Origin of the sequence: Zhengella sedimenti (assembly GCF_046506625.1) — a bacterium.
Lineage (GTDB): Bacteria > Pseudomonadota > Alphaproteobacteria > Rhizobiales > Rhizobiaceae > Zhengella > Zhengella sedimenti.
The window spans coordinates 19,975-42,217 of the sequence record NZ_JBKFFP010000003.1 but is presented as its reverse complement, the minus strand read 5'-3'; the positions used below and the strand labels follow the sequence as shown (position 1 = coordinate 42,217).

21 protein-coding genes are annotated in these 22,243 nt (G+C 63.0%); 2 read left to right on the top strand and 19 right to left on the bottom strand.

The features are described from left to right. Nucleotide 1 precedes the first annotated feature (1 nt). The 3 genes from ACLB6G_RS09610 to ACLB6G_RS09600 form a co-directional block, all read right to left on the bottom strand. A complete protein-coding gene (locus tag ACLB6G_RS09610; RefSeq protein WP_410355953.1) occupies nucleotides 2-874 on the bottom strand; it encodes a branched-chain amino acid ABC transporter permease in 873 nt (290 codons plus the stop codon). A 72-nt stretch (nucleotides 875-946) separates the two neighbouring features. Then, nucleotides 947-2,179: an ABC transporter substrate-binding protein gene (locus ACLB6G_RS09605; protein WP_410355952.1), complete on the bottom strand. Its 1,233-nt coding sequence runs from the start codon at nucleotides 2,177-2,179 to the stop codon at nucleotides 947-949. Between the two features lie 13 nt (nucleotides 2,180-2,192). Then, nucleotides 2,193-3,083 (bottom strand): GntR family transcriptional regulator, encoded by an 891-nt coding sequence (locus tag ACLB6G_RS09600; RefSeq protein WP_410355951.1) that lies wholly within the window; start codon nucleotides 3,081-3,083, stop codon nucleotides 2,193-2,195. Between the two features lie 75 nt (nucleotides 3,084-3,158). Here ACLB6G_RS09600 and ACLB6G_RS09595 point away from each other — a divergent pair, with 75 nt between their 5' ends. Both ACLB6G_RS09595 and ACLB6G_RS09590 read left to right on the top strand, forming a co-directional pair. Beyond that, nucleotides 3,159-3,737: a tautomerase family protein gene (locus ACLB6G_RS09595; RefSeq protein ID WP_410355950.1), complete on the top strand. Its 579-nt coding sequence runs from the start codon at nucleotides 3,159-3,161 to the stop codon at nucleotides 3,735-3,737. A 773-nt stretch (nucleotides 3,738-4,510) separates the two neighbouring features. After that, on the top strand, nucleotides 4,511-5,776 hold the full coding sequence (locus ACLB6G_RS09590) for a tyrosine-type recombinase/integrase (protein WP_410355949.1): 1,266 nt from the start codon (nucleotides 4,511-4,513) through the stop codon (nucleotides 5,774-5,776). A 222-nt stretch (nucleotides 5,777-5,998) separates the two neighbouring features. Here ACLB6G_RS09590 and ACLB6G_RS09585 read toward each other — a convergent pair whose 3' ends face one another. The 16 genes from ACLB6G_RS09585 to ACLB6G_RS09510 form a co-directional block, all read right to left on the bottom strand. Continuing rightward, on the bottom strand, nucleotides 5,999-6,322 hold the full coding sequence (locus tag ACLB6G_RS09585) for an enoyl-CoA hydratase/isomerase family protein (RefSeq protein ID WP_410355948.1): 324 nt from the start codon (nucleotides 6,320-6,322) through the stop codon (nucleotides 5,999-6,001). A gap of 236 nt (nucleotides 6,323-6,558) precedes the next feature. After that, a complete protein-coding gene (locus ACLB6G_RS09580; RefSeq protein ID WP_410355947.1) occupies nucleotides 6,559-7,746 on the bottom strand; it encodes an acetyl-CoA C-acyltransferase in 1,188 nt (395 codons plus the stop codon). An 87-nt stretch (nucleotides 7,747-7,833) separates the two neighbouring features. Beyond that, nucleotides 7,834-8,604 carry an ABC transporter ATP-binding protein gene (locus ACLB6G_RS09575; protein WP_410355946.1) on the bottom strand — a complete coding sequence of 257 codons (771 nt, stop codon included), beginning with the start codon at nucleotides 8,602-8,604 and terminating at the stop codon, nucleotides 7,834-7,836. Beyond that, complete coding sequence (locus tag ACLB6G_RS09570) at nucleotides 8,601-9,356, bottom strand: ABC transporter ATP-binding protein (protein ID WP_410355945.1); 756 nt, start codon at nucleotides 9,354-9,356, stop codon at nucleotides 8,601-8,603. The genes ACLB6G_RS09575 and ACLB6G_RS09570 overlap by 4 nt, the downstream gene beginning before the upstream one ends. Further along, nucleotides 9,353-10,456: a branched-chain amino acid ABC transporter permease gene (locus ACLB6G_RS09565; RefSeq protein ID WP_410355944.1), complete on the bottom strand. Its 1,104-nt coding sequence runs from the start codon at nucleotides 10,454-10,456 to the stop codon at nucleotides 9,353-9,355. Before ACLB6G_RS09565 ends, ACLB6G_RS09570 begins: the two co-directional genes overlap by 4 nt. Next, complete coding sequence (locus ACLB6G_RS09560) at nucleotides 10,453-11,319, bottom strand: branched-chain amino acid ABC transporter permease (protein WP_410355943.1); 867 nt, start codon at nucleotides 11,317-11,319, stop codon at nucleotides 10,453-10,455. Before ACLB6G_RS09560 ends, ACLB6G_RS09565 begins: the two co-directional genes overlap by 4 nt. Nucleotides 11,320-11,350: 31 nt before the next feature. Next, nucleotides 11,351-12,550 (bottom strand): ABC transporter substrate-binding protein, encoded by a 1,200-nt coding sequence (locus ACLB6G_RS09555; RefSeq protein ID WP_410355942.1) that lies wholly within the window; start codon nucleotides 12,548-12,550, stop codon nucleotides 11,351-11,353. 127 nt (nucleotides 12,551-12,677) lie between these two features. Next, nucleotides 12,678-13,463, bottom strand: a complete 786-nt coding sequence (locus tag ACLB6G_RS09550; RefSeq protein ID WP_410355941.1) for a crotonase/enoyl-CoA hydratase family protein — start codon at nucleotides 13,461-13,463, stop codon at nucleotides 12,678-12,680. Beyond that, nucleotides 13,460-15,760, bottom strand: coding sequence for a long-chain-fatty-acid--CoA ligase (locus tag ACLB6G_RS09545; protein WP_410355940.1), 2,301 nt, complete (start codon nucleotides 15,758-15,760; stop codon nucleotides 13,460-13,462). Before ACLB6G_RS09545 ends, ACLB6G_RS09550 begins: the two co-directional genes overlap by 4 nt. A gap of 10 nt (nucleotides 15,761-15,770) precedes the next feature. Continuing rightward, nucleotides 15,771-16,946 (bottom strand): acyl-CoA dehydrogenase family protein, encoded by a 1,176-nt coding sequence (locus ACLB6G_RS09540; protein WP_410355939.1) that lies wholly within the window; start codon nucleotides 16,944-16,946, stop codon nucleotides 15,771-15,773. Further along, nucleotides 16,943-17,842, bottom strand: a complete 900-nt coding sequence (locus tag ACLB6G_RS09535; RefSeq protein WP_410355938.1) for a 3-hydroxyacyl-CoA dehydrogenase family protein — start codon at nucleotides 17,840-17,842, stop codon at nucleotides 16,943-16,945. Before ACLB6G_RS09535 ends, ACLB6G_RS09540 begins: the two co-directional genes overlap by 4 nt. Continuing rightward, nucleotides 17,832-18,602: an SDR family NAD(P)-dependent oxidoreductase gene (locus ACLB6G_RS09530; protein ID WP_410355937.1), complete on the bottom strand. Its 771-nt coding sequence runs from the start codon at nucleotides 18,600-18,602 to the stop codon at nucleotides 17,832-17,834. The genes ACLB6G_RS09535 and ACLB6G_RS09530 overlap by 11 nt, the downstream gene beginning before the upstream one ends. Then, nucleotides 18,595-20,241: a flavin-containing monooxygenase gene (locus ACLB6G_RS09525; RefSeq protein WP_410355936.1), complete on the bottom strand. Its 1,647-nt coding sequence runs from the start codon at nucleotides 20,239-20,241 to the stop codon at nucleotides 18,595-18,597. The genes ACLB6G_RS09530 and ACLB6G_RS09525 overlap by 8 nt, the downstream gene beginning before the upstream one ends. A gap of 251 nt (nucleotides 20,242-20,492) precedes the next feature. Then, nucleotides 20,493-21,119, bottom strand: a complete 627-nt coding sequence (locus ACLB6G_RS09520; RefSeq protein ID WP_410355935.1) for a TetR family transcriptional regulator — start codon at nucleotides 21,117-21,119, stop codon at nucleotides 20,493-20,495. 116 nt (nucleotides 21,120-21,235) lie between these two features. After that, entirely contained in the window at nucleotides 21,236-21,775 is a 540-nt protein-coding gene (locus tag ACLB6G_RS09515) for a MaoC family dehydratase (protein WP_410355934.1), read from the bottom strand. Between the two features lie 19 nt (nucleotides 21,776-21,794). Next, nucleotides 21,795-22,241 (bottom strand): MaoC family dehydratase, encoded by a 447-nt coding sequence (locus ACLB6G_RS09510; RefSeq protein ID WP_410355933.1) that lies wholly within the window; start codon nucleotides 22,239-22,241, stop codon nucleotides 21,795-21,797. Nucleotides 22,242-22,243: the final 2 nt, after the last annotated feature.

Below are 22,243 nucleotides of genomic sequence, written 5' to 3'. Positions count from 1 at the left end.
CTTACACCTTGTGGCCCAGCAGGCCCTGCGGCCGGAACATCAGGACCAGGATGAAGATGACGAAGATCCCGATCTGGCCGAGGCTCTCGCCGAGAAACAGGCCACCCAGCGCCTCCACCACGCCGATGATGAGACCGCCGAGGAAGGCGCCCACGAAGGAGCCCATGCCGCCCAGCACCACGATGGTGAAAGCGATCAGCACGAAGCCGTGCCCCACCTGCGGCGTCACGTAGTAGCTCGGCAGCAGCAGGCAGGCGGCGACGCCGAGGCAGGCGATGCCCAGCCCGAAGCTCATGGCGAAGACATGATCGGCGTCGATGCCGACGAGTTGTGCGCCCTTGCGTTCCTTCGCCAGCGCCCGGATGGCGCGGCCGAGATCGGTGCGTGCCATGAGGAGCCACAATGCGGCCGCCGTGACCACCGCGCCGAAAAAGGCGATCACCTTGGGCAGCGGCAGGAAGGCGCCCAGGAACTCGACCGTCTCGAAGGAATAGGGCGTGTCGATGATGCGCGTGTCGGAGCGGAAGACGAACAGCGCAAGGTTCTCGATGACGATGGACAGGCCGAGCGTGACCAGAAGGATGTTCTCGTCGCGCCCGTGGCTCGACCGGCCGATGATGCCGCGCTGCAGGCCGTAGCCGAGCGCGAACATGGCCGGCGGCACGATCAGCAGCGCGACATACGGGTCGATGCCGAGCCGGGTATTGAGGAACCAGACGGCATAGAGCCCGACCATGAGAAGGGCCCCATGGGCGAAGTTGATGATGTGCAGGACGCCGTAGATCAGCGTCAGCCCCAGCGCGATCAGGGCGTAAAGCGCACCGGTTGTCAGCCCGTTGAGAACCGACGGTATGATGATGGCGAGATCCGGCATGGGTCCGTCCGGTTGGGGGAAACGAAACCGGCCGGGCGCCCCTGGCGGGACCCGGCCGGACTGTGGCCCTGCTCAGAGCGTCATCGGGAAGATCGGCTTGGCGGAGGCAAAGTCCTCCGGATAGATCACCTCGATGGCGCCGTTCTGCACCTGCGTGTTGACGGGCTGTGCGCCCTCGTTCTGGCCGTTGACCATCTTGGTCGGGCCGTAGGGCATGCCATGGTCGGCAAAGGTGGACGACGCCATGGCCGCGTTCACCGCGTCCTTGTCGGTGGAACCCGCCCGCTCGATCGCATCGGCCAGGAAGGCCACCGCGTTGTAGGCCAGGAACACCTCGTAGGTGTAGATGAGCCCCTTGTCCTCGGCTGCCTTCTTGCGGGCCAGCGCCAGGTCGGAGGTCGGATCGTACCAGTGATTGCAGTCCATGATCTGCTCGGCGGCTTCCGGGAACTCGGCCACGAATTTCGGGCTGGACGCCGCGCCGCCCAGCACCGAGTAGATGCCCTTGGCCTCGACCTTCTGCTGGCGCATCGTGCGGGCGAGCAGAACGTATTCATTGTAGTAGTTGGCCGGGATGATCAGGTCGGGCTTCTTCGACTTGATCTGCAGCACGATGTTGGTGAAGTCGCGCGTCGGATTGGCGTGCTTGATGACATCGATCACCTCGATGCCCTTTTCCGGCAGCGCCTTGGACAAGAGGTCCGCCGTTCCCGTGCCGAACAGCGATTCCTCGTGGATGATCATCGCCGACTTGGCCGGCGAGGAGGATGCCTGGTTGATCTTGTCGAGATTGTCGACGGCGAACTGCGCGATCTTTCCGTAGCCCGGCGCGAAGCGGAACGTGTTGGCCAGGCCGCGGCTGACGATCTGGTCGGATACGCCCACATCGACCACGTGCGGCGTGTTTGTCTTGGCCGCTTCCTGCGAGGTCGCCAGCGAGATGGCCGAGGAGTAGCCCGCCACGATGCCGTTCACGCCGCCTTCCACCATCTTGGTGACTTCGGCCGCGCCAAGCTCCGGCTTGCCCTGGCTGTCGCCGAGAACCGCTTCCAGCTTGGCCCCGCCAAGCGACTTGATGCCGCCGGCCGCGTTGATGTCGGCAATCGCCATCATGGCGCCCTCGCGGCACTGGGTGCCCGAGAACGCGATGAAGCCGGTGACCGGGTGGATCAGCCCGATCTTCACCGTCTGTGCCTGCGCCCTGAGCACGGCCGGAAAGCCCGTGATGCCGACGCCTAGCGCGGCGGCACCCGTTGCAAGAAACTGGCGGCGATCGACGCCACGCCTGAAAGTATGCCCGGTCATGAAAACCTCCTGTCTAACCGTTGTTCTGCCGTTTCCCCGAATGTTCCCTTGGTTCTTTCGCTCCGTGGGGGGCCGGAGACGATGATGCCGTGGTCCAGCGCGCGCCGTCCTTCTCGCGGATGCGGCGCATGGACATTTCGTATCGGTAGAGATCGGGCCGGTAGAGCACCCGGATGTATTCCACCGCGCGCTCGCGGGCGTCGCGCACCACCCGGCGCACCTCGATCAGCGGCGCTCCGGGGTGGATGTTCAGCGAACTGGCGACATAGTCGTCGGCCAAGGCTGCCGAGATCGTCTGGCGCGCGGAGGCCACGTTCACGCCGGCGCGCTCCAGCAATTGCAGCAGCGGCGTCGTTTCCAGGTCGGCGCGCTCGTATTGCCGGCCGATCGCGGCGGGCACATAGGTGACCAGAAAGGACATCGGCTCACCGTCGAGCAGGCGCACCCGCTCTGCCCGCTGCACGTCCGATCCGGCATTGAGGTCCAGCGCCGCGGCGATCTCGTCGTTGGCCGGAACATAGGCGAAATCAAGCACCCGGGCTTCGGTCGCCGCGCCCATCAGCGAGATGTTTTCAAGCCAGCCCTCGATGGAGGAGGTGACGGCGGGCGCCGGCGGGCGCATGACCACCCGGGTGCCACGTCCCCGTTCGCGCACCACCAGGCCGGCATCGGCCAGTTCGTTCAGGGCCCGCTTGGCGGTGATGCGCGAGACGCCGAACTCGCCGCAAAGCTCCTGCTCGCCGGGAACGAGATTGCCCGGTCCGAGCGCGCCGCTGTAGATCCTGTTGCGAAGGATGAGGAATATCTGGTGGTAGAGCGGAACGCGGCCATGGACATCCAGCTTGGCAGCCGTGTTGCGCGGCCGAACCCGTTCCCCGCTGTCCTCGATGCCCGGATAGTCCATGCTGCCTCCAGAAGGATTGCGGTTAATGGTATGTCATTATACCATTATGTCAATCGACAAACCGGAGGAGATCGCATGCCCGTCATTCGCACCACGCTGATCGAGGGTTATGACGACCGGACGAAGCGCCGTCTTTGCGAACGCCTGACCGACGCCGTGCGCGCCACGATCGATGCGCCGCTCGACGGCATCACGGTGATCCTGGAAGAGGTGACGCCATCCGGCTACATGCGGGGGCGCCAGTCGCGCGTGCCCGGCGCGCCGAAACCGGCCGGCGCCGACATTGTTCGCGATTTCCTGGCGGCCATGGAAGCCCGCGACCTCGACCGGGCGCAGGGTTTCCTGGCAGAGGGCTTCACCATGACATTTCCCGGCCCGGCCCGCTTTTCGAGCCTCGCCGAACTGGTGGAATGGGGCCGCGCGCGCTACCGCTTCGTGCGCAAGACCTACGAGGCCTTCGACGAGGCTGTCGGAGCCGGCGGCGTGATCGTCTACTGTTTCGGAACCCTGGCCGGCGAATGGCCCGACGGAACGCCCTTCGACGGTATCCGTTTCATCGACCGCTTCACCGTGGTTGAGGGCAGGCTGACGGACCAGAAGGTCTGGAACGACCTGGCCGAAGCCCGTCCGGCACCCCAGGGCATTTCCCGCTGAAGCCGCAATCGTTTACGGAGGGGCGCATTGAAGCAGGCCAGGGCCCTGCCGTCTCGGAGAAGACTTTGCGTCGGATCGACTGCGCCCTGCATGGATCGCTGCCGCAAGGCCACGGCCATGGCTGCACACCGCCCTGCCCTGCATGGCGGGCAACTGCCAGCGACCGTATCGTCAAATTCGAACGACCAGCGAATTGTGAAAACTGGCTGCTAGTTCGGCCAACATATTGGCTCACCCGATGACCGGAAACGCAAAAGTCGCCCCGGAGGGCGGCGCGCAAGCGTTCGGCAACACGGGTAAATCTTGGTTGCGGAGGCAGGATTTGTGGTTTTCTGTCCCGCCGCGCCGGACGTTGCCGGCTTGCGGGCCCGTGGGAAGGCGCGCGTCCTGGACCCGTGACCAACAAAAAAGCCGCCCTTGCGGGCGGCGTTTGTGCTGGTTGCGGGGGCAGGATTTGAACCGTCCTTCGGACCCTTCAGGTTATGGTCCGAAGGACGACGAGCTGCCTCGCCATTGGCAAGCGAAGCTTTCGCGCCGGCGACATGGCCTGGGTTTGGGGGAATTTGGTTGCGGGGGCAGGATTTGAACCTGCGACCTTCAGGTTATGAGCCTTGGTTTTCAAACTTTCTGGGAATTACCCGGCTTTTCTCAGGTTTCTTTATCATTCTGTTTCTATTGCATTTTCTGATGATGGCGCTTTCCTATTGTTGAACACGTTTTCGCATCGGTGACGACACGGTGACGACACGGCGGAAAACAAGAGCGATAGCGACATGGCGAAAATCACCAAGAAAGCGATCGATGATCTCAGAACAAGGCCGGCAGGATCCGTCCTGCGTGACAGCGAGTTGAAGGGCTTCCAGGCCCGCAGCAACACGGATGGAACCATCACGTTTCGTGTTGAGTACCGCGCGGGAAGCGGACGCGGCGCGCCCGTCCGTCGGTTCATTCTCGGAAAAAGCGGCGCCCTCACTGCAGAGGAAGCCCGAAGGCGAGCCGCGACCGTCCTTGCCAATGTCCAGTTGGGCGATGATCCAGCGGCTAGACGCACCGCCATCCGGAAGATGCCAATTGTGCAGGACTTTGCAACTGACTTCCTAAAGCGCGCCCTGGACATCGCCATGTCCCAACCGCAACAGGCACGCCTGAGGACAAGCACGTTGAAAAATTACGAAGGGTACCTTCGGAACCATGTGTCGCCGGCGATCGGTCGCAGGAAGCTGTCTGATCTTTCCAAAGCTGATGTCTCAGCGCTTCACGCGAAGATCGGCCTTACCAAACCTGTGACTGCCAATCGCGTCGTCGAGTTTATCGGCACGCTTTGGCGGGCAGCGTCCGATGCCGGGTTGGTTGCAGAAGAGAATAATCCGACACGGTCGATACGGGCATTCAAGGAAATCAAACGGGAAAGGTATCTTTCGCAGGCCGAACTGGCGCGCCTCGGCCATACCTTCCTGGTAGCTGAGACAGAAGGCATTCCCTGGGATGTCGGCGAAAGCAAACCTGGCCACAAGCACCTCCCCAAAGACCTGGCAAATCAAAAGGAAATCATCGATCCGATCGCCGTTGCTGCTTTGCGATGCCTGCTGTTCACCGGTGCTCGGCTGCGGGAAATTCTCCATGCCAAATGGGAGGATCTCGACATGGAGCACGGTCTGCTTCGCGTATTTGGCAAAACCGGCGTTCGGCACGTCATACTCCCCTCACCTGCCTTGGAGGTCATCTTCTCCCTGGACAAGGTCGGGCCATATATTTTTCCGGGCAGTGATCCGGCCCGCCCGCGTCACGATCTCAATCGCCCATGGCGATCGATTTCTCGGTATGCTGGGCTCTCCGGAGTTCGGATCCACGATTTACGCCATACGTTTGGAGCGACAGGTGCTTCGGCCGGGCTTTCGCTGCCGATTGTCGGCAAGCTCCTCGGCCATTCACAGGCCACGTCCACCGCACGCTATGGCCACCTCCGCGACGACCCTGTCCGAAAAGCTGCAGAAGAAACGGCGAAAGGATTGGCTGAGGCGATGTGGAAAGATTGCTAGCTTTTGACCGATTGGGTCGCTGGTTCGAATCCGGACCGGGGAGTCAAATATTAAAATATATATTTCAATTATTTAGATAGAATACGGATCAAACGACTAGACCTGCAATAGACTCCATATTATTCGCGTCACACCATCGTTCGCGCACTATCCAGAACGTCGTGCGCGCTGATCGGCGTCACATGCTCAGCGACAGCATCAGCGTCTTACCCGCGCCTGTTCCTAGCGCCCAACAAAATCCGGGCCGCGCTTTTCTCGGAAGGCAGCTATTGCTTCTCCATGCTGCGGCAGGGCGCTGGACAGCGCCTCGTAGGACAGCGAAGCATCAAGGACGGAATGGGCGATTTGGCGCAGGGCAATGTTCACCGAGACCTTTGACCAGGAAACAGTCCTGGTCACTCTGGCCGCAATTCGGTCAACGAATTCAGCCACGCGATGGTCGAAATCTTCATTCGGTACGGTATGCAGTCCTATGCGTGCGATGTCTTTTGCACCGATGGGATCGCCCGCAACTACATATTCCTTGGCACGTGCGAAGCCGATCAATTACGGCCAGATGACCGCCCCGCCGTCGCCGGCCACCAGTCCCATCAAGACATGCGGATAGGCAATCCGAGCCGGGTCCGACATGAAGATAACACCGCAGAAAAGCCCGACCGTCGCACCGAGACCCATCGCATGGCCGTTAGGATACGATCCCGGCGCTCGAAGGCGAGCGTTTCGTACGCGGCGAAATTCATCATTGATTTTCCTTCTGTTAAACCGGACGATGCGTGTCTCAGTCAGGCAAAGACCTCGAACAGAGCCGCCGCGCCCATTCCGCCGCCCACACACATGGTCACGACCACGTTTTTCGCCTTGCGCCTGCGACCCTCGATCAGCGCGTGGCCGACGAGGCGCGCGCCGGTCATACCGTAGGGATGGCCGATCGAAATGCCGCCGCCATTGACGTTGTAGATCTCCGGATCGATGCCGAGGTGATCACGGCAATAGAGCGCCTGGACCGCGAAGGCCTCGTTGAGTTCCCAAAGGTCGATGTCGGATACGCCCAGGCCATGCTGCTTTAGCAGTTTCGGGATGGCATAGATCGGCCCGATACCCATTTCTTCAGGAGCGCACCCGGCCACCGCCATGCCGCGATAGACACCAAGCGGCGCCAGGCCGCGCTTCTCAGCAACGCTTGCTTCCATCAGCACGCAGGCCGATGCGCCGTCCGACAACTGGCTGGCATTGCCGGCCGTGATGACCCCGCCGTCGATCACCGGATTGAGCGACGAGAGGGAGTCCAGCGTTGTCTGCGGACGGTTGCCCTCGTCGCGATCCAGCGTGACATCATGCATGGCGATCTCACCCGTTTCGCGGTCCTTGACGGCCATGCGGGTGGAAAAGGGCACGATCTCGTCATCGAAACGCCCTGCCGCCTGTGCCGCGGCCGTTCGCTGCTGCGAGGACAGCGAATATTCGTCCTGAGCCTCGCGGCTGACACCATATTTCCGGGCAACGTTCTCGGCTGTCTTCAGCATCGGCATGTAGGCATGCGCGGCATGGGCCGTCACTGCGGGGTCCATTTCCTCGACCGCCCACTTGAAGTAGCGGTCCTGGACGGCGGAGATGTTGTCCTGACCGCCGGCTGCGACAATATCCATGCCATCGACCATGATCTGCTTGGCCGCTGTCGCGATCGCCATGAGGCCGGAGGCGCACTGGCGGTCGATCGTCTGGGCGGCAACTTCGGCCGGCAGACCGGCGGCGAAGACAGCGTTTCGGGCGAGGTTCATGCCCGCTGTGCCGGCGGCCAGGACCGTCCCCAGCACCACATCCTCGATTTCTCCGCCTTCGACACCTGCCCGGTCGACCGCGTGACGCAGGACGTGGCCGGCAAGGGTGGGCGACTTGGTGGCATTCAGGCTGCCCCGGTAAGCCTTGCCGATCCCGGTACGTGCGGTGCTGACGATAACGGCTTGTCTCATGGTTCTTTCTCCGGTCTTTGTCTCATGGGGCGCGCTGCGCCCGGTCCATCAGGTGGGTCTGTCTCGCATCGAGTGCAGCATCCAGATCTAGTCCTCACCACCGATATAGGCGGCTATGACCTTGGGATCGTTGCGGACTGCCTCTGGTTCCCCGTCGGCGATCTTGCGGCCGAAATTGAGCACGACGATCTTGTCGGACAGTTCCATGACGACGGGAATGTCGTGCTCGACGATCAGGAAGCTCTTGCCCATGTCTGCCCTCACCCGCAGGATCAGGTCCGACATCGCCTTCTTTTCGCCCGCGCTCATTCCGGCCATCGGCTCATCGAGCAGGACGAGTTGCGATTTCTGCATCAGCGCACGGCCGAATTCGACCTGCTTCTGCTGTCCGTAGGGCAATTCGGCCGGCCTGACGGCGGCAAGATCCTCCATGCCGAGGAAGCCGAGAATGTTCCAGGCCTCGGCCTCTGCCTCGCGCTCCTCGCGCCGGCTGGCGCGCGAGCGCAATGCGCCTTGAAGAAGGCCCGAACTGCCCTTCAGATAGGCACCGCACAGGATGTTCTCGATAATCGTCAGGCTCGGAAACAGGGCCAGGTTCTGGAAGGTGCGCGCCACACCGGCGCGCGCGATTTCGAAGGCTGGCCGGCCGGCCACTTCCCTGCCGGAAAAGCGGATGCTTCCCGATGTCGGCCGGTACATGCCCGTGATGCAGTTGAACATCGTCGTCTTGCCGGCGCCGTTCGGCCCGATAAGGGCGGTGATCGCGCCTTCTTGCGCGGTCAGGCTGACGTGGTCGAGGGCCACGATGCCGCCAAAGCGCATGTCGAGCCGATCGATCGACAGGAGCGGTTCCGTCACGCCGCGCCCTCCTTCTGACCTTCACCGAGATAGGCGCGCTTCATTTCCTCGCTGCCGGCGGCCTCTTCCGCCGTGCCGGAATAGCCGATCGAGCCTCGATCCAGCACATGGATGGTGTCGACGTATTTCAGCGCGACGTGGGCGTTTTGCTCCACCACCAGCATGGTCGTGCCCAGTGAGCGGGCGATCCTGCCCAGTTCGCCGTAGATCTCGTTGACGAGGATCGGCGCCAGACCGAGCGAAAGCTCGTCGACCAGCAGCAGTTTCGGCCGCGAGATCAGTGCGCGGCCCAGGGCCAGCATCTGCTGCTCGCCACCGGAAAGAAGCCCGGCGATCTGCTTGTGCCGTTCCTTCAGGCGCGGAAAGAACTGGTAGATGGACGACAGGCCTTCATCCTGACGGCTGCGCGGAAGCATGGCTGCGCCGACCATGAGATTCTCCTCCACCGTCATTCGGGAGAAAACCATGCGGCCTTCCGGTGACTGCGCAAGGCCGAGGGCGACGCGCTTGTGGGCCGGCAGGCCGAGGATCGGCTGGCCTTCGAAGGTCACGGAGCCGTTGACGACCTGGCCGCCATTGATCTTCAGCAAGCCGGTGATTGACCGGATAAGCGTCGTCTTTCCGGCGCCATTGGCGCCCAGCAATCCGACAATGGCGTGACGGGGAACGGAGAAACTGACGGAATCGAGCGCAAGCCCCTTGCGGCCATAGCCGACCGACAGGTCACGGATATCGAGGATCTGGTCGTTCATTGTCCGCGCCCCATGGAAAACAAGCGGCCGAACTTGCGGCTCAGGTCAGGCAGTCCGCCCGGTGCGAAGATCAGCAGCAAGATGACCAGCGAACCGAAGAGCGCCTGGACGAACTGTGCCCGGTGATCGACCAGCAGCACGCGAACAATGGCCGGCGCATCGCCGACATTGGCGGCGAGGCCGGAAATCAGGCTCGGCAGCAGCAGCCAGATCGCGGCGCCGAACAGCGAACCCGCCAAAGATCCCAGCCCGCCAATGATGATCATGGCGATGAATTGGATGGCAAAGGAGATTCCGAAGGATTCCGACGTGGCGTTGGTCAGGTAATAGGCATAGAGCGCACCGCCGACGGCCGCGATTGCGGAACTGAGCGCGAATGCCTTCAGGCGGAGGACACGGACGTCGGCGCCCATTGCCGTCGCGGCCAATTCATGGTCATGCATGGCGCGCATGGCCCGGCCTTCGCGGCTCGTCAGGATGTTGGAAAGGCCCCAATAGACAGCAATCACGAGCACCAGGAGGAAAAAGTACCAGCGGATCGGCGTATCGAGCGCCAGCGGACCGAGCGCGGGATCGGTATACGGCACGCCGACGACATCGAAGAACGCGAACTGGTATTCCTGGAAAATGAAGATGACGATGTAATGGGCGGCCATCGTGGACAGCACGAAGTAGAGCCCGCGTACCCGCAGTGAAGGCAGTCCGGCGACGATGCCGGCGAATGCACCGACAAGCGCGGCGGCCACCAGCACGACCGGGAGAGGCATGCCCCATTGTGTCCCCACGATCGCGCCGGTCATGGCGCCAACGGCGTAGAACGCCCCATGTCCGATGGAGATCAGGCCGGCGCAACCCGTCAGGAAGTTGAGAGACAGCGCACCCAGCATGAAGATGAGCATGAGGTTGATCTGCGTGATGCCGAGGTTGAGGAGCATGCCGTTGGACAGCGGAATGCCGAACACCGCCCGCTCTGTCAGCAGAAACGGCAGGTAGATGAGCCCCAAAACGGCGAGCGTGACGAGTATGGCGCGGCGGGCGTCCCATGCCTTGCCGGTCGCCATGGGTTTCGCGGAGTCGATCCGGACATCGGTCACGGTCATACCCTCCCGGTTTCCCGGTCACCCAGAAGACCCCAGGGGCGCAACAGGAGAACGAGCAGCAGGAAGCCGTAGATGGCGATGTCGGTCGATTTCGGCGATATGTAGGATGACGAGAATTGCTCGATCATGCCAACGAGCAGGCCGCCGACGATGGCGCCGGTGATGCTTTGCATGCCGCCGATGACCACCGCTGGCAGCGCAAGAAGGCCGATATGCTCGAGTTCGGTCGAGACGATCTGCAGCTGACCGAGGAAAAGCCCGCCGATTCCTGCGAGAACCGAACCGATGGCCCAGGCCAGCCGGTTCATCAGGTTGACGTTGACGCCCGCGGCCATGGCCGCCTCATGGCGGTCGGCGGTGGCGCGCATCAGCAGCCCCGCACGCGTGAAGCGGAAGAACGCGCCGAACGCGGCCATGCAGAACCAGCTTGTCGCCGCCGCGGTAAGATGAAGTTTCGGCATGCGCAGATCGCCGATGATGAAGACGCCGGTTGGCAGGGGCGTGCTGAGCACACGCCCCTGCGGCCCGTAGATGATCTCGATGACCGCCCGGATGACGATCGACAAGGCGATCGTCACCATGATGATGGCGAGCATGGAGCGGCCGGACAACGGCTGGATCAGCGTCATGTGGATGATGACGCCGAGCAATGCCGAGGCGGCAAGCATCGCGAGAATTGCCAGGGGAAAGGGAAGCCCGAGGACGGAGATGGCGGTCACGGCGAAATAGGCTCCGCAGACCGCCAGGGCTCCCTGGGCGAAGTTGAACACATGGGTCGCCTTGAACACGACGGCAAATCCGAGCGCCACAAGCCCGTAAATGCTGCCGAGAGCGAATCCGCTGAACAGGACTTGCGCAAACATCGCCCGGTCCCCTTTCCCTGATCAGGTCCGATTACTTGGTGTACTTCTCGTAGTCGGCATAATCGCCATAGGAGACGAAGGCGTCTTTCTCGTAGTCATAGCCGAACATCTTCAGTACCTGCGGACCGGTATGGTCTTCGGGCGTGTAGACGATCGGGGCCGCCAGGCCCTTCGGATCGACCGTGAAGCCGCCCTCGATCGCACTCACGAGGCTGGCACGGTTGAGATCTCCCTCAACCTTCCTCAGGGCGGTTTCCGCCGTCATGCCGGCGACCCACCCGGCGACATAGTTGATGTTGGAAGCGAGATCGCCGCGGCCGGCCTTCTCGGCATAGGCAACCATCTCCTTGTTGCCTTCGGAATCATCCGCACCGCCCGGTGTGAAGCAGCTGATGAAGTTGTAGTTGTCGCCGGCCTCGGCGCCGAGCGCGTTGTAGACCGACTTTGTGCCAAGATAGGTGATGCCGAACCCCGGGATGTCGAGACCATACTGGTGCATCGTCTTCATCGTCAGGATCGCGGTATTCTCGATCCCGTAGATCGTGATGAAGTCGGGCTTCTCCGCAAGGATCTGCTGCACCTGCGGCGTGACATCGACCGCCGCGATCTTCATGGTGGTGGACGAAGCCGTGCCGCCGTATTTCGCGACCGCGGCTGCGACATAGTCGGCATATTCCTTGCCGCCTGCGGTCTCGATCGCCACCGTCATGACTTTAGGATTCTTCAGGCCAAGCTTCTCGACCATGTATCCGACGCCGGCGACGGCCATCTGCTGGTATCCGCAAAAGCCGTTGTAGACCATCTTGCTGGTCGGCTCCGACAAGGCCTTCGTGGGCGTATAGGTGCCGATCACGGGAACCGAGCCATTGCGGATCTCCTCGGCAAGAGCGACCTGGGAGGCGGATGTGCCGAAGCCGGACAGCGCGATGACCGGGGTCTGGCCGACAAGCTTGTCGAAAGCGATCTTGTCATTGGCCGCGTTGAAGCGGCCGTCCTCGGCCAGGACGTTGACGTTGCGCCCGCCGATGCCGCCGTTCTCGTTCACCATGGCCATGTAGTCCTGAAGACCCTTGGTCCAGACGCCCTGCGAGCCTGAGGTCGGACCGGACAGGTCCATGATCACGCCCCAGTCGATGCGGTCGGCGTGAACGCCATCCTTCGGGGCATCCGCCGCAACTGCGGCTGTCGACGCGATGCCGAACAGCAGCGCAGTCACAATGGCCTTGTGCATGGGTGCGCGAGACCGGCCTTTCAAAGTATATGCCTTCATTTCCATTCCTCCCATGTGTTGAGCGCAGGCAATCCCTGCACGCGGTGGTCCGATGGTTCCCTGTCGGTCACGCCATCGAATTCGGTCGTCATCGCCCGGACCAGACGGGCGGGCGCTTTTCGCCGAAAGCCCGGGCTCCCTCCCGGGCATCGGCGGAATTCAGAACCTCTTCAAGCAAGGCATCCTGGCGCTGCCAGACGGTGTCGGCCGGCCAATTGTGCTGCTCGTCGAGGATGTGTTTCGAGATCACGACCGCCAAGGGGCCGTTGGCCCGGATGATCGATGCCAGTTCCAAAGCCGCAGCCAACGCCCCGCCCTCTTCCGTCAGGCGGTTCACGAGGCCCCAGCGTTCGGCTTCCTTCGCATCGAACATGCGGCCGGTGAGCACGAGTTCCTTGGCGATCTGCGGCGGCATGCGGTCCGGCAGGCGCAGCAGGCCGCCGGAACCGGCGATCAGCCCGCGCCGCACTTCCGGCAGGCCGAAACGGGCGGATGCGGAGGCGACGATCAGGTCGCAGGCCAGAGCGATCTCGAAGCCCCCGGCCAGTGCGTAGCCCTCGACGGCGGCGATCAGCGGCTTGCGGGGCGGTGACTTGACGAGACCGGCAAGGCCGCCCTCCTCCAGTTCCACCCGTTCGCCTGCCGCAAAGGCCTTGAGGTCCATTCCGGCCGAGAAGTGCCCGCCGACGCCGGTCAGGATTCCGACGGAAAGCCCCTCGCTGCCATCCAGCCGGCGAATGGCGGCGGCGATGGCCTCGGAGGTTGCACGGTCGATGGCATTGCGGGCTTCGGGCCGGTTGATGGTAATGATCAGGACGCCTTCTGCGGCCTCCACCAGCACCGGTGCCGCATCGTTTGCGGAAGATGACGTCATGACGCCCTCCTCAGCCGCGCGAACAGCCCCATCCGGTCACGGATCACGCGCCCTTCGACGACCTTGCCGTCCCGGACACGGATCATGCCGTTGCAATCGAGGAAGGCGGGCGCCGGTTCTTCGGACGCTCCCGGCAATCCGCCGAGGTAGCGGCCGTGCTGGCGGACGTTGAAGACCACCCAGTCACCGGACGACAGCACCGTACGGTCCTCGACCTCGTCAACGCCAAAGCGCAAGGGTTCACCGGTGATGTGTTCGTCATCGACACGCACGCCGTCCGTCGCGAGAGGCCAGGACGCCGCCAGCCAGGTCCGCACCGCCTCTTCCGCATCCGGATTGGCGGGAAGGCAGTCGGTGTCCCAAGGCGCGACGGCCGGGCAGTCCGGCGTATCTGCAATGCCCGACTTCAACTGGCGCCGCCGCGTGAAATAGTCCTCTTGCGCCACACAACCGGTCAGCACCTTTCCGTTGGACCGGTAGATCGCGACACCCGACCAGACTGTGGCCTTGCCTTCGCTCCGGCCATGTTCGCTGAACCAGAGCGCCGCCCAGTCCGGCCCACAGACGGCCCGGTGAACCGTCATCGACAGGCCCGGAAAGGCTTTCATCTGCTTGTCGACTGCGGGGAGCCATTGCTCGTCGCGTCCGGAGAAGACGACATCGCCGATTTCCAGCGCATAGTCCGGAGCGATGAAGGTCGCGCAAGCGACCGGATCGTGGCGGTTGAAGTAGTCGTTGACCCAACGCCGCGCCAGGGACAGCACGGGAACCGGCGGCGCGCCGAAGATCCGCCGCATCTCGTGCTTGAGCAGCTTGCCGGATGCATTGCGCGGCAGCGTCTCGGCAATGGCCACGCGCGTGGGGCACTTGTAATGGGCCAGCCGGTCGCGTGTGAACGCGATCACCTCGGCCTCGTCCACGCTTTGCCCAGGACGGGGAACGACCACTGCGAGTGGCGTCTCGCCCCATTTCGCGTGCGGCACGCCGATGACACCGACCTCCTGGATGGCCGGATGGGCGTTGAGAACATTCTCGATCTCGGCCGGATAGATATTCTCGCCGCCCGAGATGATCATGTCCTTGAAGCGGTCGACGAGAAAGACATGGCCTTCCTCGTCCAGGTAGGCGGCGTCGCCTGTCCGGTACCAGCCATCCTCCACCACGGCTTCGCGGGTGGCTTCCGGGTTGTTCCAGTAACCCTTCATCAGCATGGCCGACTTCAGCCAGATTTCCCCCACATCGCCCGGCGCGCAGTCGGCGCCGTCCTTGACGACGCGCAGACCGACCCATGGCAGGGCCTTGCCGCAGGACTTGAGCAGGCCGCGGCGCGGGCCATCCGGATCGTGCTCGGACGGGTCGAGCATGACGACCGTCCCGGCGGCTTCCGTCATGCCGTAAGCATGCATGAAATTGCACTTGAAGGCCGCCATGGCGCGCCGCAGCAGCACGTCACCGATCGGCGCGGCGCCATACATCAGCAGTTCGAGACTGGTCACATCCGAGGTTTCTATATCTGGCAGGTTGAGCAGGGCCTGGATGACCGCGGGAACAAGGAAGGTGTTCGTCACCCGGTAGTCCGCGATGAGCTGGATCATCTGCGGCAGGTTGACGTCGGCCATCAGGATCGTGTGGCCACCGACAAGCATCGTGCTGCTGCCATAGCCGCAGCCGCCGATATGGAACATGGGCATGGCGACAAGATTGACGCTCCGCTCGCTCATGGACCACGCTTCGCTGGCAAGGCGATGGGTATAGGCCATGTTCTCGTTGGTCAGCATAACGCCCTTGGGCAGACCGGTCGTGCCCGAGGTGTAGAGCAGCAGAAGGACTTCGTCGGCTGGTCCCGAATAGCCTGTGTCCGTTGCGTCGGCCGCATCGCGGAAGGCATCGTATTCCGGGCCGAACGCAATGACGCGGCATGGCGCCGCCGCCCCGGCGAGCAGGCCGAGGCCGGTCTCGTCGGCCAGGATGATCGAAGGCTGGGCATCGGCAATGATCTCCGCGATTTCGCGGGCGGACAGGCGCCAGTTGAGGCCGACCAGGATCGCACCGATCTTGCTGCAGGCGGTGATCAGTTCGAAGTATTCCGGCCGGTTCCTGGTCAGGAGTGCCACGCGGTCGCCGCGCCGGATACCCGTCGCGGTCAATGCGTTGGCCGCCCGGGAACTTGCCCGATCGAGATCGGCGAAGCTCTGCGTCTGCCCGCCGAACGTCAGAGCCGCAGCGTCAGGGCGGTTCAGCGCGTGGGCGCGGATCCGGTCGGCGAAGGTGGCAATGTGGCGGGCCGGTTCGCTCATGATGAACGTCTCAATAGCTCTTCGGAAGACCCAGGCTATGCTGGGCAAAGAAGTTGAGGACCATTTCGCGGCTAACGGGTGCGGTCTTGTGCAGGCGGGCAATGAACCAGAGGTCCGCCAAGCCATATTCGATCGACAGGCCGTTGCCGCCATGCACCTGGATGGCTTGGTCGAGCGCTTCCAGCGAACTGTCGGCGGCAGCGAACTTCGCCATGTTGGAGGCCTCGCCGGCTTCCGGCGATCCCTCGTCATAGAGCTGTGCCGCACGTGCCGTCATCAGGCGCGCCTGCTGCACCCCGACATAAGCCTTGGCGAGGGGATGCGAGACGCCCTGGTGCGCGCCGATCGGAACGCCCCAGACGCTGCGATCCTGCGCGTAGACTGACGCCTTCTCAATGGCGTGGCGGGCGATCCCGTTGTTGATGGCGGCAGCGCAGATGCGCTCGGGATTGAGGCCGTCGAAAAGCTGCTTGAGGCCGTTGCCCTCGCGCCCGACCAGAGCGTCGGCGGGCAGCTTCACATCGTCGAAATAGACCATGAACTGCGTTTCGGGCACATGCAGCGCGGTCTCGATCGGCGTCTTGCTCAGACCCGCTGCATCGGCGGGTACCAGGAACAGCGAAAGCGCCCCGCGGCCGCGTTCGTCCAGCGTTTCTCCTCGCGCGACAACCATGATGGCATCGACTTCATCCACGGCCGACGTCCAGTATTTCGTTCCCTTCAGCGACCAGCCGTTTCCGTCGCGCCGCGCGATGGTCGAAACCTTGTGCGTGTTTGAGCCTGCGTCCGGCTCGGTGATGGCAAAGGCGAGCCGCATGGCGCCGGAGGCCAGGCCCGGTAGCCAGGTCTGCTTCATCTCGTCGGATGCATGGCGCTCGATGATCGGGGCACAGATCGAGCCGATGACCAGCGAGAGGATCGGGCAGCCCTGCGCGGCCGTTTCCTCGACAATCACATTGTAGTCAGCGAGCCCGCCACCGGCACCGCCATAGGCCTCCGAGACATGAACCCCGAGAAAGCCGGCCGCGCCCAGTGCGTTCCACAACTCCACCGGCTTTGCGCCTGTCCGGTAGATTTCCTGGAAATAACGCCGGCCAAATCCTCCGACGAGCTTGCCCACGCTTTCGCGCAGCATCTTGTGGTGCTCTGCCGTATCAACCAAGCTGGTGTGAAACAACTGTGTCATGCCTTTTGTCCAGCCCTTCCAGCGTCCGCCTCGGCGGACCAATCGTAGAAACCATGGCCGGATTTCCGGCCGAGTTCGCCACGGGCGACCTTCTCTTCCAGAAGGCGCGGCGGCGCATAACGCGGCCCGATTGCCTCGCCGAGGTGTCGGGCGATATCGAGCCGCACATCAAGTCCGACAAGGTCGGTCAGGCGCAGCGGACCGACGGGATGCCGGTAGGCGGTCGTGATCGCCACATCGATATCGTTCGGGCTCGCTACGCCTTCCTCGACCATGCGGATGGCCTCCAGCGCCAGGATCAGGTCGAGGCGGCTGGTGATGAAGCCTGGCCGGTCGCTGACCACGGCGGTCTTCTTGCCAATGCCAGTTGCAAAGGCCGTCGCCGTTGCCAGCGTCTCATCACTAGTCGCCGTACCGCGGACCAGTTCGACAAGGTGCAGCGACCAGACCGGATTGAAGAAATGCATCCCGATGAAGGCGTCCGGCCGGGAAACCGCCGCCGCCAGATCATCTATGGAAAGCGCGCTGGTGTTTGTTGCGATGATGGCGGGCGAACGGCCGTCGATCCCGGCAAGCACCCGATGCTTGATGTCCAGCCGTTCGGGCACGGTTTCGATGACAAGAGCCATCCCGACCGGAAGCTCGGAAACCGCGCCGGCAAACCGGATCGAGGCAAGGCGGCGGCGCGCATCGTCGGCGGAGATCTTCCCGCGCCGCACCGCGTCGCCCGCGGCCTGCTCCATTGTCGCACGGGCTTCGACGCTGCGCCTTCCGTCCGGCTCCACCACAACGACCGGATGACCGGCCATGGCGAAGACATAGGCAATGCCGACACCCATCGTTCCGGCGCCAACGACACCGACGCCCTTCTTCGCGTTCCCGGCATCAGGCAGCATAGGCGCCTCCGTTGATATGGATGCCCTGCCCCGTGATGTGGGCCGCATGGTCGGAAACGAGAAAGATCATGAGATCGGCGACTTCGGCCGGCAACGCATAGCGGCCGGTCGGTATCGATCCGGTGCGCTTCCGGCGCAGGCCCTCGAAATCGCCATTGGCCTGTCGCGTTTCGATCTCGCGCAGCAAGGGCGTATCCACCGGACCGGGGCAAACGGCATTGACCCGTACGCCCTGTCGCGCGACTTCGAGCGCAGCAGTCTTTGTGAGGCCCATGACGGCGTGCTTGCTGGCCGTATAAGGTGAGAGGTTGCGGGTCGCGACATACGACCCGAGGGAAGCGGTGTTGACCACCGCGCCCCCCTGTCGTGCGATAACTGGCAGCGCATGTTTCATGCCGAGGAAAACGCCACGTACGTTGATCGCCATGACGCGGTCGAAGTCATCCACCGTACACGCTGTCAACGGTGCGACCGGCCCCTGCCATCCGGCATTGTTGATCAGCACGTCGAGACGTCCCCACAGATCGACGGAGCGTTCCACGAACGCGGCCACATCGGCTTCAGAACTGACATCGGCGGCCATCGCCACAGCTTCGCCGCCCGTGCGTTCTATGGCGTCCGCGGTCTGCCGCGCGGCCTCTTCGTTCAGGTCGACGGCCAGCACCCGCGCGCCGAGACGCGCAAGCCCGAGGCAGGCGGAGCGCCCGATTTCGCCTCCGGCACCTGTCACGATGGCGGTCCTGTCAGAGAAATCAGCCACGGCGGACGGCCTTCTCGCCGGACACGGCATCCTTGGCCGCCAGGGGGGTGGCACGCAGTTCAAAGCCGGAATAGCCAGCCTCGGCGCATTCCTTCAGGTGGCGGCGGTAATTCCGGACCCCGCCGGAATAGGGCATGAATACGCGGGGTTTCCCCTTGATCTCGCCGCCGTTGTAAAAGGAATTCGTGGTCATGTAGAGCGTCTGGTGCGCCCGCTCCTGGACGTGGTTCGTCCACTCCTGTTCGGCGGCCTCAGTCGCCTCGATCTCGATCTCGCCGCGCGTCTTCATGCCGCGCAGGAGCTCGGCCAGCCAGTCGACCTGCTCCTCGATCGAGACCATAACATTGGTCAGGATGGACGGGCTGCCGGGGCCAACCACGACCAGCATGTTGGGGAAACCGGAAACGCCGATCCCGAGCTGGGTCAAGGGTCCGGAAGCCCACTTTTCGCGCAGCGTCACGCCGTTGCGGCCAACGATCTCCGGCCTGAGCAGGGCGCCCGTCAGCGCGTCGAAGCCCGTGGCGAAAATCACCATGTCCAGCTTGTGCAGCTTTTCCTCGGTACGGATACCCTCGGCAGTGAATTCGACGATCGGGTACTCGCGCACGTCGGCCAGTTCCACGTTGTCACGGTTCAGGGCCTCGAAATAGCCGCTGTCAACACTGGGGCGCCGCGCGCCGAACGGGTGATCGTGCGGCACGATCTTCTCGCGAACCACCGGATCCTTGACGCGCTCGGCCATCTTGCGGCGCAGGAAGTCCGACGCGATATCGTTGGCCGGCTTTTCAAGCAGGATATCCGGATAGACGAGCGCGAAGCCGAAGCCGAGCCGGTGGTAGGCCTCCTCGAAGGCGGCGTTGCGCTCGTCTTCCGGCGCTTCCAGCGTCTTCGTCCTTGGCGGCATGAAACCGAGGCCGGTCGGCGAATTCCGGCACTGCTCGCGCCGTTCCCGGTAACGCTCCTTGACCCGGCGGTCTTCCTCGTCTGTCAGCGGCGCATTGGCCGCAGGCACGGAATAGTTCGGCGTGCGCTGGAAGACGGTGACATGGGCGGCGGTCTCGGCGATGACCGGCGTCATCTGCATCCCGGAAGAACCGGTCCCGATGATGCCGACGCGCTTGCCGGCGAAGTCGACCTTGCGCCTCGGCCAATTGCCGCTGTGAATGACCTCGCCACGGAAGGCGGCCAGTCCCGGATAATCGGGAAGCTTGGTCGCCGACAGCTGTCCCAGGCACAGGACGAGATTGCGCGCCACCCAGGTACGGCCATCCTCCGCCCGGATGGTCCACAGGGCATCGGTCTCGTCGTAGACGGCACTCGTCATCTTCGTTCCCGTCTCGATATCCTTGCGCAGATCGAAACGGTCGGCGACGTGATTGATGTAGCGCAGGATTTCCGGCTGCGTCGGGTAGCGCTCGCTCCAGCGCCATTCCTGCTCCAGTTCAGGCGAGAAGCTGTAGGAATAGTCGTAGCTCTCCACGTCGCAGCGCGCACCGGGATAGCGGTTGTGGTTCCACACGCCACCGACTTCATCGGAGGCTTCCAGGACGACCACCTTCAGCCCTGCCTCGCGGAACCGGTAAAGCGCACGAAGACCCGACAGGCCGGCCCCGATGATGACCGCATCGAACTGTTCCACCGTCCTGCTCCTCCCAAACCACCAAACAGGTCAATCTGACTGACACGGACGTTAAACTACTCACCAGTATCTTTTCAAGACCATTGTTAATCGGTGCGCAATTTTTTTTGGTTGAAGCACCCGACAGAGGCAGCAGAAAACGCCAGACGGGCGCCTTTCGCGGCGATCAGATCACGCTACGGGAATGGCTGACGGCACCACCGTTCCAGGCGGGCGGCATCGACCGCGTTGGCAGGAATCCGGAAGGCAGCCTAGGCGGAAGCCGGTTCGCTTCGCACCAGACCGACGATGAAATCGGAGAGGCCGCTGGCGATTTCTTCCAGTGACTTCTTTCCATCCGGCCGGTACCAGAATGTGGACCAGCTCACGGCACCAATCAGGGCCAGGGCGCTGAGGCGGGAATCACTGATCCGGAATGCACCGCTGTCGATGCCCGCACGCAACAGCCGCTCGATCTCGCCGACGAACTGGCGCCGCAGTTCGGCAAGCCGCGCGGCATCCTTCGGTTCGAGGTTCTTTTCCTCGCGGATATAGATCGCGATACTCTTCTGGCTGCTGAGGATCGTTGCGACATAGCGCGGCGCGAATTCCTCAAGGCTCTCGACAGGTCCCATGCCTTTTTTCAAAACGTCGCGAATGACTTCAAGCGAGCGGCCGACGCCGACCTCGCATATCTTGGCGAGGAGATCGCTCTTGGAGCCGATATTGGCGTAAATGAATGGCTTGGTCACACCAAGGTGCTTGGCCACGTCGTCAAGCGTCGTGTTTTCATAGCCGCGCTCGTAGAAGAGATCGGCTGCTGCGCCAAGTGTGCGCTCGCGTTTGAGTGCCGCGACTTCATCGCGAATCTTCATCCGCTCGTTCGACAGTTTCGGCAATTGACCGCTCCTCGCTTCACCGGCATTCCATGCGGATTATCACTCAGGGCCCGTGCCTGTCACCAAGCCCTTTCGTCCGGCGCCCGGACACGCGTTGCCGGCAGTAGCCATCGCAATCACAATGACATGATGTCACGCGTTTCACGCATATAGAGCGTTCCCTTGTCTACGTCGCTCACCGAAACGGCATGGCGCACATAGCGGCGGCCGCGCTTTTCGAACTTGTCGATGGCCTCGGTGCGGATGCGAACCGTCGCGCCGACCGGGATGGGTTCCAGGATCTCGGTATCGTGAAAGGTATGCACCGAACCGATGGCGAACGGCTTGGTATGATCGAACTGAACCGAAAGAACGAAATGCGACATCATCATCGGTGGGACAATGGCTCCGCCGAACGGGCTCTCGCCCTCGATCCGCCACGTGTTCATCTTCCAGCCCTCGTACCAGGGCGAGTAATCCTCCACGGCATCGGCATAGAGAATGACAAGCTCCGGCGTCACGCAGAGATCCCGCGACAGCACGTCGCCGATCTCCACCATGTCCCAGTACGTCTGGCATTCCTCTTTCAGGCTCTCGATGAATTCGCGGGTCTGGGCGATCTGGATCTCCGTCATCGGGCGGAGGCTGTCGATGGCGACTTCGTTGTCAGCGGACATGGCTGTTCTTCCTTTCATTTCAGACGCCAACATCGGCTTCGACGAAACCGATGGTCTTCGTTTCGCCGTCCTCGTTCTCGGCCCAGACATCGACCTTGAACCGGTAGCCATTGCCCTTCGGCGTCTTCTCGACGACCTTGCCATAGGTCGTGATGGTCTCGTCCGCATAAATCGAGGCGACGTACTTGCAGGAAATACGCGCGTTCCTGAACATCGCCGGGCCGAACCAGTTGACGCACATCTCCGCGATATAGGCAGAGCACATCTCGCCCGTCTGGATGGGCTTGGCGAGGCCGGTTTCACGCGCATAGACCGGATCCCAGTGGTTCGGGTTGAAGCGGCCCCAAAGACGTGAACCCATCAGCTGGATCAGCGCCTTCTTCTTCACCCCGATCAGGTCGAAACCGACCGGTGTCTCGGGCGTGATCTTGCAAGCCTCGGCGATGGGCATGGGCTGGACGTTCATGG

Bases quoted from the DNA above. Each gene is read 5' to 3' on its own strand.
- ACLB6G_RS09610 (WP_410355953.1), bottom strand. From the start codon at position 874: ATGCCGGATCTCGCCATCATCATACCGTCGGTTCTCAACGGGCTGACA.
- ACLB6G_RS09605 (WP_410355952.1), bottom strand. From the start codon at position 2,179: ATGACCGGGCATACTTTCAGGCGTGGCGTCGATCGCCGCCAGTTTCTT.
- ACLB6G_RS09600 (WP_410355951.1), bottom strand. From the start codon at position 3,083: ATGGACTATCCGGGCATCGAGGACAGCGGGGAACGGGTTCGGCCGCGC.
- ACLB6G_RS09595 (WP_410355950.1), top strand. From the start codon at position 3,159: ATGCCCGTCATTCGCACCACGCTGATCGAGGGTTATGACGACCGGACG.
- ACLB6G_RS09590 (WP_410355949.1), top strand. From the start codon at position 4,511: ATGGCGAAAATCACCAAGAAAGCGATCGATGATCTCAGAACAAGGCCG.
- ACLB6G_RS09580 (WP_410355947.1), bottom strand. From the start codon at position 7,746: ATGAGACAAGCCGTTATCGTCAGCACCGCACGTACCGGGATCGGCAAG.
- ACLB6G_RS09570 (WP_410355945.1), bottom strand. From the start codon at position 9,356: ATGAACGACCAGATCCTCGATATCCGTGACCTGTCGGTCGGCTATGGC.
- ACLB6G_RS09565 (WP_410355944.1), bottom strand. From the start codon at position 10,456: ATGACCGTGACCGATGTCCGGATCGACTCCGCGAAACCCATGGCGACC.
- ACLB6G_RS09560 (WP_410355943.1), bottom strand. From the start codon at position 11,319: ATGTTTGCGCAAGTCCTGTTCAGCGGATTCGCTCTCGGCAGCATTTAC.
- ACLB6G_RS09555 (WP_410355942.1), bottom strand. From the start codon at position 12,550: ATGCACAAGGCCATTGTGACTGCGCTGCTGTTCGGCATCGCGTCGACA.
- ACLB6G_RS09550 (WP_410355941.1), bottom strand. From the start codon at position 13,463: ATGACGTCATCTTCCGCAAACGATGCGGCACCGGTGCTGGTGGAGGCC.
- ACLB6G_RS09545 (WP_410355940.1), bottom strand. From the start codon at position 15,760: ATGAGCGAACCGGCCCGCCACATTGCCACCTTCGCCGACCGGATCCGC.
- ACLB6G_RS09540 (WP_410355939.1), bottom strand. From the start codon at position 16,946: ATGACACAGTTGTTTCACACCAGCTTGGTTGATACGGCAGAGCACCAC.
- ACLB6G_RS09535 (WP_410355938.1), bottom strand. From the start codon at position 17,842: ATGCTGCCTGATGCCGGGAACGCGAAGAAGGGCGTCGGTGTCGTTGGC.
- ACLB6G_RS09515 (WP_410355934.1), bottom strand. From the start codon at position 21,775: ATGTCCGCTGACAACGAAGTCGCCATCGACAGCCTCCGCCCGATGACG.
- ACLB6G_RS09510 (WP_410355933.1), bottom strand. From the start codon at position 22,241: ATGAACGTCCAGCCCATGCCCATCGCCGAGGCTTGCAAGATCACGCCC.